The sequence below is a fragment of the Dyadobacter chenwenxiniae genome (genome assembly GCF_022869785.1).
GTDB lineage: Bacteria > Bacteroidota > Bacteroidia > Cytophagales > Spirosomataceae > Dyadobacter > Dyadobacter chenwenxiniae.
On sequence record NZ_CP094997.1, the window covers coordinates 6,111,893 to 6,127,321 of the forward strand.

A 15,429-nucleotide genomic window follows, 5' to 3' on the forward strand; every position below is an offset into this window, starting at 1 on the left:
GAAGGAAGAACTAGTTCACCGGAACATAGATAAAAGTGCCGGTAGTACTCCATTTTTTTTCATATCTGCGGCCGTGATAGCTGATCTGGTTACCCGCGAAATGCTCGGCGATAATGCAGTCGGGAATGAAGGTTTTATTTTCCAAAGACCGCGAGGGATTGCGCACCAGGACATGCTCGAAATGCCTGTCCGGCGCTCTCAGAACATATTGGTAGGCATAATCCAGGCTGGATTCCAAGAAATTAAATCCAATATTTTTGGCCCCTATCGAGTCCACATAAGCGCGCATTCGCAAAGCCTGGTCTGTGTAATCCCCCCAAACAATTTTTTCAGGTTCGGCGAATAAAATACTCGGCTGTTTCAGGTTCAGATTTCCTTTGCCGACGTGAATGTTCAGGTTGAATGCAGTGTTGATTTTTGGAAAAACCTCTTCAAAAAACCAGTTCGTGGACAGTAATGGATGGCTTGTGCTCAACACCGCAAACGGCAATGCGAAAAACCACAACAGCAGGCTCAAAATTACAGGGACAGCACGGACTTTTAGCGAGCCATAAACGATTCCGATCGCGGGGGCAATCAGTAAAAAGAACGAAATATGGAGCCTTGAACCATAAATCTGGTAGCCGATGAAGAAACAAAAAAGCAGAAAGCTCAGAAAAGCCAGCGCTGTATACCAGCGGGCAGTTTTGGATAATTTTATAAAAAATAATATGGGTAACGAAAAGATAATCAGCCACATTGCAAAGAAATTGTGCGCGAAATCTTCGTTAAAATTCAGCTTGTTCATCTTAAAAGGCATACCCGTTCCAGGTGAGTTCAGGGGAATGCCAATAACCTGGTGAAAACGTTCCAGCGAGCTCGCCATGAACCGGTTATATCTATCCCCGGGCGAAACGAAACCCAGGTGAAGGAAAACATGCTTGGCTGTGGAGGAAAGCAAATTGGCCGGATTGGAGATGTCATTCTTGTTCCCTTTGTTCGCTGTCCCGATCGGAGATTCGTAGATCTGGTAAGTTCTGTACCAAAACGGACCATTGAGCAGCAGCATGACAATGACCGAACCGCCTATCAGGAAGGCCAAGGGCTTCCACTGAGATGGTTTTGCGATCATGAAAAAGAAAATATAGGCTGCAAACGGCAGGACGAAAAACGCAAACGTGCCTTTCGTCATCATGCCCAGCGCGGCCGCAGCGGCGATCAAAATGAGGGAGAGCTTTTTCGTTTGACGCACGTAATCGAATGCATAAAATGCACAGGCAACAATGAAAAATGCGACCACAATGTCATTTTGCGTGGTCATGGATTCGAGCACGACGATCGGCAATGTGACGCCAAAGCACAGCGCCATCCGCATAGCGGCGCGGCTTCCGGACAGCATTTCAACCAGTAACGAAATGTACATCAATATGCCCACCAGACAGCTCCATTGTAACAATTGAAACGCACGTTCGCTGCCCGATAACAAAAATGAATGTAAATGAACATACTCCGAAAATGGGCTGAAAGAAATCGACCGTTCGATGTGTGACGCATAATGATCGACGTTTTCATTCTGGATCCAGTAACCGAGCCTGCTCAAATGATAGGCCATGGAATCCATATTATTAGGCGTGGCAACCACCGCGACGATGCATGTAAGTCCTAAAATGGAAAGCATAACGGCATTGGTAAGGCCGCCCGTTTCTCTAAAAAACGCCTTTCCGGAAGAACGCCAGGCTTTTAAAATATGAACCATTGAAACATCTTCTCGCTTACTCAGCAGCCTGAAAAGCAGCATTAGGGCAATGTTTAGGATCGTCCATGCAGCTTTTATAGCTATTGTATTGACCAGATTTGCAGGACTAAGCAACTCGGTTGATGTTGCTATAAAGAAAAATATCCCGATTGCGGCCGTTAGTAAGGACCGTCGAAATGCTTGCGGGTTTCCGTTATAAAATGCCAGGAAGCAAACGGCCGTGCCTAACCAGATTGCCAGCGGAATTAGAAAGATCATGTGAAGGGGGTAAACTGCTTTGGCTTATTTATCGGCTCAAAACTAACTAATTCGATCAGAATAACACAGGTTTTGACACCGGCGGGCACATTGATTATTTGGCGGCTGATTTTACTCCCGAGACCAAATCAGCAATGTTGAAGTATTTGAGCGTTTTTTCCTTTGATATAAATTCCCAAACCGCGGCTCCTTCGAGCTGACCGCACTGAACTTTGAGTAATGCGTTGATTTCGTCAGTGATACCAAAACCTTCGCGCTGTAAAGCTCTTTTTGTCCAGAAAATTAACATAGGATCGCCGAAAATGCTGATGGAATGCGTGCGTACATCCTGATAAATATTAAATGTGCCGCTGCTTTTATCAAAGAAAAAACCACTTTTTGCAAATGCCGATTCGAAGGCGCCGTTCAGGACGAGATCTTCCGGAACTCCTGTGACAAGTGCTCCATTCTGCTGCATAAGCCACAGCATATCAGCTGCCTGCAATGCGAGGTCTAGTTCGTGGGTGCTTAGTAAAATTGCTTTGCCAGTTTGTCGCGCCAGTGCGTGCAGCAACCGCATCATTTCCACGCGATTGGGCAAGTCGAGATGTGCTGTCGGCTCATCGAGCAGGATTAGCTCCGTATCTTGTGCGAGGGCGCGGGCCAGCATTACTTTTTGTCTCTCACCGTCGCTGAGCTGGTGGATTTTCCTGTTAATTAAATTCTCAACGTTGGTAAGTGAAATAGCTTCATCAATCTTTTTATGATCAGCATCACCTAACGCACCCAGCCAACCGGTGTAAGGTGTACGTCCTAATGTGATGACTTCCAGCGCCGTAAGGTTTCCAGCTTCAATACGTTCCGTCAAAACCAGACTGAGTTTTTGAGCCAGGTCAGCGGATTTCAGGTTAGCCAGCGGTTGTTGACCTATGTAAACAACGCCTTCCAAAGCAGGTTGCAAACCAGCAATTGTGCGCATTAATGTTGATTTTCCTGAGCCATTGGAACCCAGCAAGCACACAAGCTGCCCCGGCTCCAGTGTCAGGTTCAGGTTTGTTGAAATGACCCGCTCTGTTCTCTTGGTTTTATATCCAATTGAAAGATCCTTTGTTTCCAGAAATGGTTTTACGTCACTCATGAGAATGAAGAACGGAGGTTATTACGGCTGATAATGATCCAGATAACGATCGGCGCGCCGAGTAAAGAGGTGACCACGTTTATCGGAATGACCGTCTGCATGCCAGGCATCTGGGCAATGATATCACATAAAAGCAGCAACACCATGCCGGTTAAGCAGCATCCCGGAATCAAAACTCTGTGATCGGAAGTGCCGAACAATGAGCGGGTGATATGTGGAATGGCGATTCCCACAAACCCGATAGGACCGCAAAATGCCGTAATGCTCCCGGTTAGCAGGCTTGTGCTCAGCATGATTATTAACCTAGTTTTGGCAATGGTCAGCCCCATGCTTCTTGCATAATTTTCTCCCAATAAAAGCGCATTCAGCGCTTTGGAGGAAACAAAGGCCAGTAAGAGGCCGAATGCGACAACGCCTGAAAGTGCGTAAAGATGATATTGCGTAACGCCGCCCAGCGAGCCGAAAGTCCACATGATGTATTCCTGCAACTGTTCGGGCTGACTGAAATATTGCCAGATGCTGACAATGGATAAGGTGATGGTGCCGATCATCACCCCGACAATCAGCAAAATCACATTGTCCCGGATCCTTCCCGCAATTACTAAGATGAGTGATAAAACGAGCGCAGAGCCTAGCGAAGCCATGGCGATGATCAGCCAGCTTCCCGAAACACCCAGCTTGCTGATCGCATACATGCTCGCGCTGCTTCCTCCGGCAAGCATAACGGCCGCCACGCCCAATCCAGCTCCCGCAGTAATGCCCAGTTCAGACGGTCCTGCCAGCGGGTTTCGAAAGAGTGTTTGCATTTGTAACCCGCTCACAGAAAGCCCGCAGCCCACCAGAATGGCGGTTATGGCTTTTGGGATGCGTATTTTTTCAATGATAAATAACCAGGCTGTGTTCTCGGATTCGTGTAAAGAAATGATTTTGAAAACTTCTTTAAACGGAATCTGAACCGAACCAAGCATTACATCCAAAATAAAAAACACGATCGCCAGCACGACCAGGCAAGCGAAGATCAGCCGGTGCGTGGCTGCGGGTGATTTATGCGATGGTTCTTTCGGGAAGGTTTCTGCCATTATTTGAGCTGTTTGTAATAGACCAAATGATGATCTGGCAACAATTCCGGATGTAATATTTTAATAAGATCAGAAAGTACAATATGCGGATTTACGGTTCCTGATTCAAAGAAATCATTGGCACCCTGGTCATTGACGCGGCCATTGTAGCTGAACATTCGCCCCGATTTATAAGCTTTAAAATCGCTGTAACGCGGATCTTGCGCCAAAATATTTGCCTTCGTATCGTTTTTATCAAACCCAACATTCAGCCAGGCATCAGCTTGCAGTGCAATGGGATACACCGATTCGAAATTTAGGGGCAAACTGCCCGTCGCCTTGATTTTATTCCAGTGATAATCGCCACCTGCATCCCTGAAAAACTGTGACATATAGCTGTCGCCATTCGGCAAAAACCAGGCGTCTTTCGTGTTGAGGCCGGAAATGATGGAAGGTTTGTCTTTAACATTGCTTGCAAGCTTCACTAACCGCGCATATTCCGATTCTATTTTTGCAAACTTTTCATTCACCTCTTTTTCCTTGTTAACCAATGCCGCAACGAGCTTAACCCACTCAGCACGCGCCAACGGCGTCTTTTCAACCCATTCTGAGTTGATCAAAACTGGGATTCCGGCTTGTGCCAAAATGCGATACTGATCCGCTTTGGCACCTGGGCCGCCCATCGCCATTACCACATCCGGATGCATTTCCACAAGCTTTTCCTCATTCAAGCCCTGATCTCTGCCAATGTTCCCCACTCTGCCAGCTGTAATCGACGCCTGAACTTTTGCGGAATAAATATATTGAGGATTGCTTAGCCCGGTAATAATGCTTTCTGAATTCAGAAATTCCAGCAGTGCAACGTGCATGGAAGAGGTCGCCACGATGCTTCTTAACGGAATTTCAATCACCTGCGCGTCTTCAAAACCATTCGGTCGCGCAGTTCCTCTGTCGAGTAAAATGTATTTTGCAGTGTCAGTTATGTTTTCAAACGGGCTTAGTATGCTTACGATCTTGTAGTTGTCGTGATATGTAATGGTGAAGCCCTTCGCGTGGTCGATCTTGGTTTGTTCAGTGTAGGAACTTTGCCCTACTTCATAAGCTTCTTTTTGAGATTGCTTTTTTTCGGAATTACAGCCTGAAAAAAGGAAAAGAGAGAAGAGGAATAAAAAAAGGAATGTAGAATTTGGAGAGGAACGTTGGCGATTCATTCAATGAAAATTTGCGGCGATGTGTTTAAATGTAGGTAAGCATTTGCTTGACGTTATCAAGGCCTAGCTGAACTGTAGTAACAGACTTAGTGCCATGATAATAGCCATTAATATGTAGCTCGTCATAAACTTCAACCAACAGTCTCATTAACTTTTTATCGTACTTCCTTACCCGGCTAGTGTAATCTTCAATACTTGTAGGCTTGATAAATTTAAGCCCTTCTTTTTGTTTTAAGAATTCATCCAGGATCAATAATGCGGCAGAATATGCAGTTCCGGAGGCCATTTTTACATACTTTACATCTGCGTGTAAGCCGTCCTTTTTACCGGCTTTTTCACTCAGAATCGTCCTGGCGTTTTCTAAATAGCGTGCAGCTTCTTCGGCAGGAGCGAGGGATGGGCCTTGATTTTTTCTTGTCATAAGTAATTATAGTGTTATGTTTTTTTGTTAGACGCAGCTTCCAAAAAAAGTCACTCAAAAATAGCATTAATTTTCCGGGAGTGGTGAAGTGAGCTGATATGTCAATTGGCACACTTTTAATATTTTTCAACCCATGCCAGCACAATCTCTTTTACAATTTACAGGGAAAAGTATATACTGCGCCGTTGCGGATGCGCACATTGATCCGTGGATTCCCGTTGACCGGGCGATCATCACGCACGCACATAGCGATCATGCGCGGTGGGGAAGCAAGCATTATCTGGCGCATAAAGACAGTGAGCCCATTTTACGCCTGAGGTTGGGGCAGGATATTTCGTTGCAAACGGTTGATTACTACGAAAAATTTGTGATCAATGGTGTCACATTTTCACTGCATCCTGCCGGGCATATCATCGGTTCGGCGCAGGTTCGGGTTGAGTATAAAGGAGAGGTTTGGGTGGCGAGCGGCGACTATAAACTGGAAAATGACAACTTCGCCAAGCCCTTTGAGCCAGTTAAATGCAATGTGTTTATTACGGAATCAACATTTGGATTACCCATTTACAAGTGGCAGCCGCAGCATGAGGTAATGAGCGAAATCGACAATTGGTGGCGGCAGAATAAAAGCGAAGACAAAGCAAGCGTGCTCATGGGTTATTCGCTGGGGAAAATGCAGCGGATTTTGAAAAACATTGAGTTGCAAGATAAAGTTATTTATGCCCACGGCGCTATTTATACATTGAATGAGAGGTTAAGACAAGCAGGTTTCGATTTGCCGGAACTGACATTGGTAACCAAGGAAACCGACCGCAAGTTATTCCGTGGCTCATTGGTGCTCGCGCCGCCGTCTGTTGATAGCAGCACCTGGATCAAGAAATTTGCGCCTTACTCTTTGGGTTATTGCTCAGGATGGATGGCCTTACGCGGCGCCAAAAACCGCCGCGCAGTAGATCAGGGCTTTGTGTTAAGCGATCACGTCGACTGGCCCGATCTGAACACTGCTGTAAAAGAATCAGGCGCCGAAAAAGTATACGTTACCCACGGATACACAAGCATTTACGCAAGATATCTCAACGAAAACGGCATCGAAGCAGGCGAAGTCCACACCATGTACGGCAACGAAGACGAAAACGAGGAAGTAGTCCAAGACATCAGCGCCGGAACCAAGGCGTATGAAAATCACAAAGAATTACTAGATGACGAAGTCATCGCAGATACAAAGACATCAACAAAAAAGTCCCCTTCAGGGGATTTAGGGGTATGAAACAATTTGCAGAACTCTTCATGAACCTCGACCGCACCAACAAAACGAATGCGAAGGTGGAGTTGATGAAACAATATTTCCTGACCGCATCCGATGAGGACAAACTTTGGGCACTCACGCTTTTCACGGGCCGGAGACCTTCTTTTAAGGTGAACCGAACCATGGTGAAGGAGTGGGCAGCAGAGGAAGCGGGCATTCCTATGTGGCTTTTTCAGGAAAGTTATCATAGTGTGGGCGATTTGGGGGAAACCATTTCGCTGCTTTTGCCAAGAAACAAAATAGAAGGATCTGATAAGTCGCTTACTGAATGGTTTTACTATCTGGGGCTGCTTCCGGGCATGACGGACCAGGAAAAGCACGATCATATTTTGCAAGCGTGGATGCAGTTATCTCAGCACGAGACATTTGTTTTCAATAAGTTATTGATGGGCAGTTTCAGGATCGGTGTCTCGCAAACATTGGTCGTGCGTGCATTAGCCGAAGCGACCGAAACCGATTCAAATGTAATAGCACACCGCGTAATGGGCCAATGGGAGCCTGCCGGGACGACTTTTGAACAGCTGATTCTGGATAAGGGCGAGAATGACAATGCTTCGAGGCCATATCCGTTTTTTCTGGCATATCCGATCGAGGGCGATGTTTCCGGTTTGGGAAATCCGGAAGACTGGTTTGCAGAATGGAAATGGGATGGTATAAGATCACAGATCATTTATCGGAATAACGAGCTTTTTATCTGGACGCGTGGCGAAGAATTATCGACGGAAAAATTCCCCGAGTTGCATTTTCTAAGTGAAGTTTTGCCCAACGGCACGGTTCTCGACGGCGAAATTGTGAGCTATATGGATGATAGGCCCATGCCTTTTAATGTGTTGCAAACCCGCATTGGACGAAAAAATCTTTCCAAAAAAGTGCTCGAAGAAGCGCCGGTTGCATTTCTTGCTTATGATATTTTGGAAGTAGATGGTATTGATATAAGAGGCTTAACCCAGCAGCAGCGCCGGACCGAGTTGGAATTGATTCATCAAAAAGCGCCTGGTCAATTCGTCTTCAATCTTTCTCCGCTCATTGATTTCAAGGAATGGGCGGTTTTGCGGGAGTTACACACATTATCCCGACAAAATATCGCGGAAGGTTTCATGATCAAAAGGAAAGAAAGCACTTATCAAGTAGGCCGTAAAAAGGGCGATTGGTGGAAATGGAAAATTGATCCGTTAAGCGTTGACGCAGTTTTAATTTATGCCCAAAAAGGCTCAGGAAGACGCGCCGAGCTTTTTACCGACTACACATTCGCCGTCTGGGGCGAAGATGGGAAACTCGTCCCTTTCGCAAAGGCCTACTCCGGCTTGACAGACGTTGAAATCGGCCAGGTCGATTACTTCATCAAAAGAAATGTCCTTGAAAAATTTGGCCCCGTGAGAACTGTAAAGCCTGAATTGGTATTTGAAATAGGCTTTGAAGGCATCAACGAGTCATCGAGACACAAATCCGGCATTGCAGTAAGGTTTCCAAGAATTTTGCGTTGGCGAAAGGATAAGAAGGCGGAGGAAGCGGATACTTTGGAGGCTTTGAAGGGGATTTTGGAGATGTATAAGTGAGCTCACCAAAGCACTTCTACAATTTTTTTATAACCTTGAAACTTTTCATCTGCGGATATGACCGTCAGGTTTTCAGACAATGCGGTGGCAAGAATGAAACGGTCAAAAGGGTCACCGTGGCCCACCATTAAGGGGATTGTTTCATAGTTGTCGAGTGCGGCGTTTGAAATTGGTAAGATTATTATTCCAATTCGTTCCAATTCCAGGATGTATTCCGATACAGAATTTGACAGCTCCAACTTTCCAATCTTCTTCTTAATAGCTATTTCAAAAAATGAAATTACACTTACGAAGCATGAAGAATTCGGGTCGGAAATGATTGCTTTTGACTTATTTGAAAGGCGATTTTGCTCATCTAATGCCCAGAGCACTACGTGGGTATCCAGTAAATATGCCATTACATATAGTCCTTCAAATCGTCGATGGGGTCGTTGAAGTCATCGGACATTTTGATCGTCCCCTTCATTGTTCCGAGCGGGCGCTTCTTCTCCAAAATAGGGCGTTCAGATTCATCTATAAAAGTGATCAACACTTTTGCACGCTTCTGTAAGGGAGGAGTTTCTTTGAAAATGACTTTCCCGTTTTCGTATATTCCTTCGATTGTCCTAAGCATATCGATATAGTATGAGTTATAACAAATATACCAAGAATATAAGATTTAAATATAATTTAGCTTTTACCCTTAAAATGGATCAGCATGGAATGGGTTTTTAAGTATTGACATAACATTTATCTATAGAACCAACTTGACTAAATCCCCCGGACATACCATCGCTGAAAATTGGTTTAAATCCAAAAAATGGAAATGGGCGGCTTTTCAGAAGGAGGCTGCGGAGGCTTATATGGAGGGGAAAAGTGGATTGGTAAATGCCCCGACAGGAAGTGGAAAGACTTATTCGCTTTGGGTTCCGATCCTGATACGGCATATCAATGAGCGTAGTAACAAGGAGATTAAACCGAAACGTGGCCTGCAAGTCCTTTGGATCACACCCTTGCGCGCACTTTCCAAAGACTTGTTCCGGAATATGGAAACGGCTGCCCTGGAAATGAACCTTACTTGGCGGGTGGGCATTCGCACAGGCGACACCAATACAAAGGATAGAATTGATCAGAAGAAACAGATGCCTGATGCGCTGATCATTACGCCCGAAAGTCTGCACATTTTATTTGCCCAAAAAAACAGTTCTGAAACATTCAAAAACCTCCATACGGTCGTTGTCGATGAATGGCATGAGCTCATGGGAAGCAAACGCGGAACACAAACTGAGCTTGCGCTGGCAAGGTTAAGAAACCTGAAACCGGATCTGCAAACCTGGGGGATTTCGGCGACCATTGGAAACCTGGAAGAGGCGAAACATGTGCTGCTGGGAATGAAGTTTCCGGTTGGTAAATCCGCTGTTATTAAGGCTAATACTGATAAAAAAATCCTGGTTGAAAGCATTATCCCACCTAGAGTGGAGACATTGCCATGGTCGGGTTATATGGGAACACGGCTGGTGGATCAGGTAGTTGAAATCGTTAATCAGAGCAAAACAACATTGCTTTTCACAAATACACGCTCGGGAACGGAGATTTGGTATAGAACGATCATTGAAAAATACCCTGAATTTGCAGGCATTATGGCTCTACACCACGCGTCGCTCGACCGGGAAATTCGCGATTGGGTGGAGGAGGCTCTGCATGATGAACGATTAAAGCTGGTTATCTGCACGGCAAGCCTCGATTTGGGTGTTGATTTCAGGCCGGTTGATACAGTTATACAAGTTGGCAGCCCAAAAAGCATCGCCCGGTTTATTCAGCGCGCGGGCAGGAGCGGGCATAGGCCGGGTGTGGATAGCAAGATTTTTTTCTGTCCTACCAATGCGCTGGAACTCATCGAGGCCGTTTCGTTGCGGGAAGGCGTTGCAAAGAACATGCTGGAAGATCGCCCGCCTGTTGCACATGCATTTGATGTGCTGGCGCAATGGATGATGACTTTGGCAGTGGGTGAGGGGTTTGATGAAGCCCAATTGTTTGAGGAAGTTTGTGATGCATACGGTTATCAATATCTGAACAGGCAGGAGTGGGAGTGGCTTTTGGGATACATTACCACCGGAAGTTCGTCTTTGCAGGTTTATGATGAGTATAAAAAAGTGGAGCGCGTTGATGGAATTTATAAAGTCACAAGCCGTCGCGTTGCATTGCGCCATCGATTGAGTATGGGCACAATCGTTTCAGAAACAGGCATTAAGGTCAAATTGCAATCTGGGAAATATTTGGGAACCGTTGAAGAATCATTCGTAACCTGGATGAAGCCTGGCGACGTTTTCACATTTGCCGGAATGACAGTTGAATTCGTCAGAATCCACGAAATGACGGTCAGCGTTAAAAAGGCCGAGGGCAAGAAAGGCTTTCTGGTCCGGTGGGCTGGTGGAAGAATGCCACTTTCCTCACAATTGTCTACATTCATTCGCGAACGGCTGGCCGACGCCATCGAAAACCCGCATAAGGAGCTGGAATTGGCCAAAATGAAGCCTTTGCTCGAATTACAGGCAAGCCGTTCGATGATTCCCAAAATTGACGAACTCCTCATTGAGCAATGCGAAACGCGTGAAGGTTATCACACATTCATTTTCCCTTTCGAAGGCCGCCTGGTGCATGAAGGCATGTCGATCATCCTCGCTTACCGGATCAGCAAGTTGACGCCGATCACGTTTTCCGTTGCTATGAACGATTACGGTTTTGAATTGTTAAGCGATCAATATGTTGATTTCGAAAAAATGATGACGGAAGCGGATCTTTTCTCAACCAAACATTTGGTCGATGACATTTATCAAAGCGTGAATGCGACGGAAATGGCAAAGCGGAAGTTCAGGGAAGTTGCCGCCATTTCGGGCTTAATGTTTCAGGGGTATCCCGGAAAAAATATGAAAACGCGACAGTTACAGGCTTCAAGTTCACTGCTGTTTACGGTTATGAGCAAGTATGAAGACAATAATTTGCTCATCAAACAGTCTTATCAGGAAGTTCTAACCTATCAATTGGAGGAAGTCCGGATGCGTCAGGCGCTGGACCGGATCGCAAATCAGAAAATTATTGTTAAACAAACCCGTAAGCCGACGCCTTTTTCGTTCCCTATCATGGTGGACCGGTTGCGCGAGCAATTAACGTCGGAAAAGCTGGACGACCGGATCCAGAAAATGCTCAAACAGTATAGTAATGCAGATTGAAATCAGAGAAAACCACTTCATTTTACTCACACAAAGGGCCATTTTTTGGCAAGAAACGCAGACTTTATTGATCGGAGACCTCCATTTAGGCAAGATCACCCATTTCCGCAAAGAAGGAATTGCAGTCCCGCCCAATGCCATTGAAAACAACTTCAAAAGACTCAACGAACTTGTTCAAGCCACTGGCGCAACCCGCATTATCTTTCTCGGTGACCTTTTTCATGCCCAATACAATGCAGAATGGGACCTTTTTAAAACCTGGCGCACGGCACATCATTACATCGAAATGCTGATCGTGATCGGTAACCACGATATTTTGCCAGTAAGTCTGTTCCTGGAAGCGGACCTGGAAGTGCATTTGAACGATTTCGAAGAAGGAGACTTTATCTTCACCCACCACCCAAAAGTAGAAGCCATTTCCGAAAAATTCATCTTCGCCGGTCACGTCCACCCTGTTTTTACCACCTATGGAAAGGGCCGCCAAAGCGTACGTTTGCCATGTTTTGTAATCGACAATCACCAGGCCATCGTCCCCAGTTTCGGCGTTTTTACAGGCGGTTTTCAAATGGATCTGGCAAAGGATCGGAAGATTTATATCACTACTGAGACGAAGGTTTTTTCGGTTTGTTAGGGTTCGGATATGTGTTCGCGAGAATTTGCCACGGCGCAGGCAGCTTCTCCGAAGCTTACTTGTCAGATACAATCTCATTCTAGAAACAGGAGATCCCTCCGGGATTGGTTTCTGACGGTAGTCAAGCTTTGAATTCAATTAGTTTTAAATAACGTTGACACAAGCCAAACGCGTTCCAGTGGAACAACCTGTTTCTAGCCAATGCAACATTTCTTAAATGCAGGCTCCGCATGGAGCCGCCTTGGCGGGCATAGAAACATTCGATAATATGCAATCATCCTCCTTTCAAGCCCTTATAGCTACTCTCTAGCTTCGCCACCAATGTCGCCACGCGCAGCTGATTTACAATATGTTCCCGCATTTCAGGCGTTACCTGGCTCAGGTTTTCTGTAAATAAAAAGCTTTCAATCATTGCATGGAGTGAGCCGATCATTTCGCTTCCGCTATCTGTTTGAAAGAACCCTTTTATAATCTCAAATTGCTGCATTAATGCAGCTTCATTACCGATAAATTTTTCATTCCCACCGTTCATTTCTTTGTTTGCTGAATTTTTTAGTGTGTTCATATTTTTGATGAAGTTTGATTGTGAACTTGATTGAACTGAACCCGGATGGCGTTGTTGTGTGGCAATGCTCCGGGTTTTTTGTCGTTGGTTGTTTGTCGAGTTTCCGATCAGAGGTGCTTAAATAAAAAGCCGATTCACGGCTCATAAATGATCACAGTTTCAATCCTAAAATTACCGAACTCAATAAGAATCTCTCTCATTCTCTTTTCTGAAATGCCTTGGTTATATGTGTAATCACGCCAGGCTGTGACGGGCTTTCCCTTTTTTATCTCAGCCGGTAAAGCAGGGTAAATATTTTTAATCCACCACTCGAAAGCTTCCGGGATAGAGTTGAATTTTCTCATGCGAAGATAAATAAAGTTCGAGTTTCCTACAAATTCATTGGCAGGAATTTTTCAAAGTTAAGAAATTGATGTTTCGAAATAATCCGGGTTCTCTTTTTCGACAGTCCACAACGCATAATATTAAGGACCCAGGCTTAGAGTTTGCATGCATTCCATTAAGTCGTACCAACAACTCCCCTTTCCGTTAAATTATTGATTCCTGCCGTTTGTTTTTTCGAAAACTAAAAGTCGCAGTATGTTCCTATATTTGTTAAGGTCATTATTTATAACACTATGAAATTCATAACAAGCACGGTTACTAAACCAGTTATTGGTCGAGAGGCTAAAAAACTTTTTAAGGCGATAAAAGCTGATGGGCATGTTGCTAATGAGCAGGCGATGGAAACCATTAAGCGTATTGTTGACCGTCGATCTACACACATATCTAAGTAATGCCGTTGATTAAGAAATTTGATGGAGTAAATTTCTCCGAACAAATGGTTTCCGAGTTAACCCCTGATTTAGCGCTGCTAGGTCAGGGGTTTCGTTGTAAAAGGCCCGAGTTTCAAACATTTTGGAAGAAAGGCCGCATTCTGCGTGAAGTGAATGCACATACTAGTCGATGTTGGGTAGTGCATTGTGAAAATTGCCTTGCCGCATATATTACGCTTCTTGCCGACAGGCTGATAGCTACTGAAAAGCTGCTGGAAGAGGAAGATATCAAATACACGACCTTTCCAGCAATAAAAATTGGCTTACTAGCCGCTGATGAACGAGCTTCGAAAGTGGGAAAAAGAATGGTGGAATGGGCCCTGGAATATGCTGCTTTCACAATCGCACCACTTGTCGGCGTCAGATTTATGACAGTTGATGCATTTTACGATAAAGACAATGGATACGATATTTCAGGCTTTTATCAGAAGATAGGATTTATGTTTGTAAACCCTGATGAGCAAATTCCACCGATTCACTCTTACAGAACGATGTATTTTGATTTGAAACCATTGATTGATCTGGTAACTAGGTTACCAAATTAAACTTTGCAGTCAAAAAGACACCTAACAGTAAATGTGTCTCATTTTACTGTTTGGTCCGTCACTTACCCACCGCCGCATTTCGTTTATCCTCCGGCAAATCCATTTTACTCCCAGCCGCCTTCATAAACTCCAAAATCTCACCATATCTCCGATTCCAGGGATTGAAAAACTGAGTGATCATCGGGACGTGTTTCTTGCTTTTCTGAATGCGATAATCCGTTTCGGGGGCATAGGCGTGCAGGGCATTGATGAATTTTTCGTTGCTTTTCAGGATCGAGGGATAGGTTTTTCCACCGCGGTAAATGAGCATTGGGGGCATATTTTGATGCAAATGATAGAGTGGGGTGGCTTCTTTCCAGGTTTTGGAGTCGCTCGAGAATGTCCTGAGATAGGTGTTGCCTTTTTCAAACTGCTCTTCGGTCAAATAACCGTGCATATCCAACCCGGCAGCATCAATGAGGATAAGGCCTGCAAGTGGATTTTCCAGGCCGATGTTTTTGAAATAATGGTCGTCAAGCGCTACAAGTGCAGCAAGGTGGCCGCCTGCGGAGTGGCCGGACAGGAAAATTTTATCCGGATCGCCCCCATATTGGCTGATATTTTCTTTCACCCATTTGACAGATTTTGCAATGGAAATAGCCATTGCCTTATAATCAGCGGCCGGACTCAATGGATAATCGACGATAACAGTAACGACGTCTTTCCTGGCCCAATGCCCTCCGATAATGCTGTATTGCGACTTTTTACCTGAGTTCCAATTGCCACCATGAACAAAAATCAGGACATTCTTGGGTTCGGAATGTTTCTTGGGAGTGAACACATTCAGTTGCTGTTCAGCGGAAGTTTTATATGCTTTTTGGTAAACAATATTCTTTGACTTCGTTATTCTTTTGAAAGAACAACCTGACAATGTGAGCATAAATGCGCCCAATAAAATCATTAAAACGATTAGTGTGATCCTGGCTTCTGTTTTCATAAATGGTGTCTCTAATACACTAGCACATA

Annotated in this window: 16 protein-coding genes; 6 read left to right on the plus strand and 10 right to left on the minus strand. The window is 45.0% G+C overall.

The window, feature by feature from the left end; genetic code table 11:
• Nucleotides 1–10: 10 nt before the first annotated feature.
• The 5 genes from MUK70_RS26200 to MUK70_RS26220 all read right to left on the minus strand — a co-directional run bounded on the left by MUK70_RS26200 (nt 11) and on the right by MUK70_RS26220 (nt 5,800).
• Nucleotides 11–1,993 carry an ArnT family glycosyltransferase gene (locus MUK70_RS26200; RefSeq protein ID WP_234657208.1) on the minus strand — a complete coding sequence of 661 codons (1,983 nt, stop codon included), beginning with the start codon at nt 1,991–1,993 and terminating at the stop codon, nt 11–13.
• A 94-nt stretch (nt 1,994–2,087) separates the two neighbouring features.
• Complete coding sequence (locus tag MUK70_RS26205; RefSeq protein WP_234657207.1) at nt 2,088–3,110, minus strand: ABC transporter ATP-binding protein; 1,023 nt, start codon at nt 3,108–3,110, stop codon at nt 2,088–2,090.
• On the minus strand, nt 3,107–4,189 hold the full coding sequence (locus MUK70_RS26210; RefSeq protein ID WP_234657206.1) for a FecCD family ABC transporter permease: 1,083 nt from the start codon (nt 4,187–4,189) through the stop codon (nt 3,107–3,109). Before MUK70_RS26210 ends, MUK70_RS26205 begins: the two co-directional genes overlap by 4 nt.
• Nucleotides 4,189–5,379, minus strand: a complete 1,191-nt coding sequence (locus tag MUK70_RS26215) for an ABC transporter substrate-binding protein (protein ID WP_234657205.1) — start codon at nt 5,377–5,379, stop codon at nt 4,189–4,191. The genes MUK70_RS26210 and MUK70_RS26215 overlap by 1 nt, the downstream gene beginning before the upstream one ends.
• A 25-nt stretch (nt 5,380–5,404) precedes the next feature.
• The gene (locus tag MUK70_RS26220) at nt 5,405–5,800 is read right to left on the minus strand and encodes a DUF5618 family protein (protein ID WP_234657204.1); all 396 of its coding nucleotides are present in this window, start codon (nt 5,798–5,800) and stop codon (nt 5,405–5,407) included.
• 133 nt (nt 5,801–5,933) lie between these two features.
• On the opposite strand from MUK70_RS26220, the gene MUK70_RS26225 reads away from it, so the two are divergent.
• Nucleotides 5,934–7,064: a ligase-associated DNA damage response exonuclease gene (locus tag MUK70_RS26225; protein ID WP_234657203.1), complete on the plus strand. Its 1,131-nt coding sequence runs from the start codon at nt 5,934–5,936 to the stop codon at nt 7,062–7,064.
• Nucleotides 7,061–8,659 carry an ATP-dependent DNA ligase gene (locus tag MUK70_RS26230; protein ID WP_234657202.1) on the plus strand — a complete coding sequence of 533 codons (1,599 nt, stop codon included), beginning with the start codon at nt 7,061–7,063 and terminating at the stop codon, nt 8,657–8,659. Before MUK70_RS26225 ends, MUK70_RS26230 begins: the two co-directional genes overlap by 4 nt.
• 2 nt (nt 8,660–8,661) lie before the next feature.
• Here the strand turns inward: MUK70_RS26230 and MUK70_RS26235 are convergent, their stop codons facing one another.
• Both MUK70_RS26235 and MUK70_RS26240 read right to left on the minus strand, forming a co-directional pair.
• On the minus strand, nt 8,662–9,057 hold the full coding sequence (locus tag MUK70_RS26235; RefSeq protein WP_234657201.1) for a type II toxin-antitoxin system VapC family toxin: 396 nt from the start codon (nt 9,055–9,057) through the stop codon (nt 8,662–8,664).
• Entirely contained in the window at nt 9,057–9,272 is a 216-nt protein-coding gene (locus tag MUK70_RS26240; protein ID WP_234657200.1) for a DUF2281 domain-containing protein, read from the minus strand. The genes MUK70_RS26235 and MUK70_RS26240 overlap by 1 nt, the downstream gene beginning before the upstream one ends.
• Nucleotides 9,273–9,405: 133 nt before the next feature.
• Here MUK70_RS26240 and MUK70_RS26245 point away from each other — a divergent pair, with 133 nt between their 5' ends.
• A complete protein-coding gene (locus MUK70_RS26245; RefSeq protein WP_234657199.1) occupies nt 9,406–11,868 on the plus strand; it encodes a ligase-associated DNA damage response DEXH box helicase in 2,463 nt (820 codons plus the stop codon).
• Nucleotides 11,858–12,499, plus strand: a complete 642-nt coding sequence (gene pdeM / locus MUK70_RS26250; protein ID WP_234657198.1) for a ligase-associated DNA damage response endonuclease PdeM — start codon at nt 11,858–11,860, stop codon at nt 12,497–12,499. The genes MUK70_RS26245 and pdeM overlap by 11 nt, the downstream gene beginning before the upstream one ends.
• Nucleotides 12,500–12,773: 274 nt before the next feature.
• Here pdeM and MUK70_RS26255 read toward each other — a convergent pair whose 3' ends face one another.
• Together MUK70_RS26255 and MUK70_RS26260 are read right to left on the minus strand one after the other, a co-directional pair.
• Nucleotides 12,774–13,064, minus strand: coding sequence for a hypothetical protein (locus MUK70_RS26255; protein WP_234657197.1), 291 nt, complete (start codon nt 13,062–13,064; stop codon nt 12,774–12,776).
• Between the two features lie 134 nt (nt 13,065–13,198).
• Nucleotides 13,199–13,408, minus strand: coding sequence for a hypothetical protein (locus tag MUK70_RS26260; RefSeq protein ID WP_234605277.1), 210 nt, complete (start codon nt 13,406–13,408; stop codon nt 13,199–13,201).
• Between the two features lie 273 nt (nt 13,409–13,681).
• Between MUK70_RS26260 and MUK70_RS26265 the strand changes: the two genes are divergently transcribed.
• Both MUK70_RS26265 and MUK70_RS26270 read left to right on the plus strand, forming a co-directional pair.
• Nucleotides 13,682–13,840, plus strand: a complete 159-nt coding sequence (locus MUK70_RS26265) for a hypothetical protein (protein WP_234657196.1) — start codon at nt 13,682–13,684, stop codon at nt 13,838–13,840.
• A complete protein-coding gene (locus MUK70_RS26270) occupies nt 13,840–14,424 on the plus strand; it encodes a GNAT family N-acetyltransferase (RefSeq protein ID WP_234657195.1) in 585 nt (194 codons plus the stop codon). The genes MUK70_RS26265 and MUK70_RS26270 overlap by 1 nt, the downstream gene beginning before the upstream one ends.
• A gap of 58 nt (nt 14,425–14,482) precedes the next feature.
• Here MUK70_RS26270 and MUK70_RS26275 read toward each other — a convergent pair whose 3' ends face one another.
• The gene (locus MUK70_RS26275; RefSeq protein WP_234657194.1) at nt 14,483–15,400 is read right to left on the minus strand and encodes an alpha/beta hydrolase; all 918 of its coding nucleotides are present in this window, start codon (nt 15,398–15,400) and stop codon (nt 14,483–14,485) included.
• Nucleotides 15,401–15,429: the final 29 nt, after the last annotated feature.

What these genes read in the sequence shown, in the direction of transcription:
- MUK70_RS26270 (WP_234657195.1), top strand. Translation starts at nt 13,840, where the DNA reads ATGCCGTTGATTAAGAAATTTGATGGAGTAAATTTCTCCGAACAAATG.
- MUK70_RS26205 (WP_234657207.1), bottom strand. Translation starts at nt 3,110, where the DNA reads ATGAGTGACGTAAAACCATTTCTGGAAACAAAGGATCTTTCAATTGGA.
- MUK70_RS26210 (WP_234657206.1), bottom strand. Translation starts at nt 4,189, where the DNA reads ATGGCAGAAACCTTCCCGAAAGAACCATCGCATAAATCACCCGCAGCC.
- MUK70_RS26220 (WP_234657204.1), bottom strand. Translation starts at nt 5,800, where the DNA reads ATGACAAGAAAAAATCAAGGCCCATCCCTCGCTCCTGCCGAAGAAGCT.
- MUK70_RS26200 (WP_234657208.1), bottom strand. Translation starts at nt 1,993, where the DNA reads ATGATCTTTCTAATTCCGCTGGCAATCTGGTTAGGCACGGCCGTTTGC.
- MUK70_RS26240 (WP_234657200.1), bottom strand. Translation starts at nt 9,272, where the DNA reads ATGCTTAGGACAATCGAAGGAATATACGAAAACGGGAAAGTCATTTTC.
- MUK70_RS26275 (WP_234657194.1), bottom strand. Translation starts at nt 15,400, where the DNA reads ATGAAAACAGAAGCCAGGATCACACTAATCGTTTTAATGATTTTATTG.
- MUK70_RS26225 (WP_234657203.1), top strand. Translation starts at nt 5,934, where the DNA reads ATGCCAGCACAATCTCTTTTACAATTTACAGGGAAAAGTATATACTGC.
- MUK70_RS26215 (WP_234657205.1), bottom strand. Translation starts at nt 5,379, where the DNA reads ATGAATCGCCAACGTTCCTCTCCAAATTCTACATTCCTTTTTTTATTC.
- MUK70_RS26235 (WP_234657201.1), bottom strand. Translation starts at nt 9,057, where the DNA reads ATGGCATATTTACTGGATACCCACGTAGTGCTCTGGGCATTAGATGAG.
- MUK70_RS26230 (WP_234657202.1), top strand. Translation starts at nt 7,061, where the DNA reads ATGAAACAATTTGCAGAACTCTTCATGAACCTCGACCGCACCAACAAA.
- MUK70_RS26265 (WP_234657196.1), top strand. Translation starts at nt 13,682, where the DNA reads ATGAAATTCATAACAAGCACGGTTACTAAACCAGTTATTGGTCGAGAG.
- pdeM (WP_234657198.1), top strand. Translation starts at nt 11,858, where the DNA reads ATGCAGATTGAAATCAGAGAAAACCACTTCATTTTACTCACACAAAGG.
- MUK70_RS26260 (WP_234605277.1), bottom strand. Translation starts at nt 13,408, where the DNA reads ATGAGAAAATTCAACTCTATCCCGGAAGCTTTCGAGTGGTGGATTAAA.
- MUK70_RS26255 (WP_234657197.1), bottom strand. Translation starts at nt 13,064, where the DNA reads ATGAACACACTAAAAAATTCAGCAAACAAAGAAATGAACGGTGGGAAT.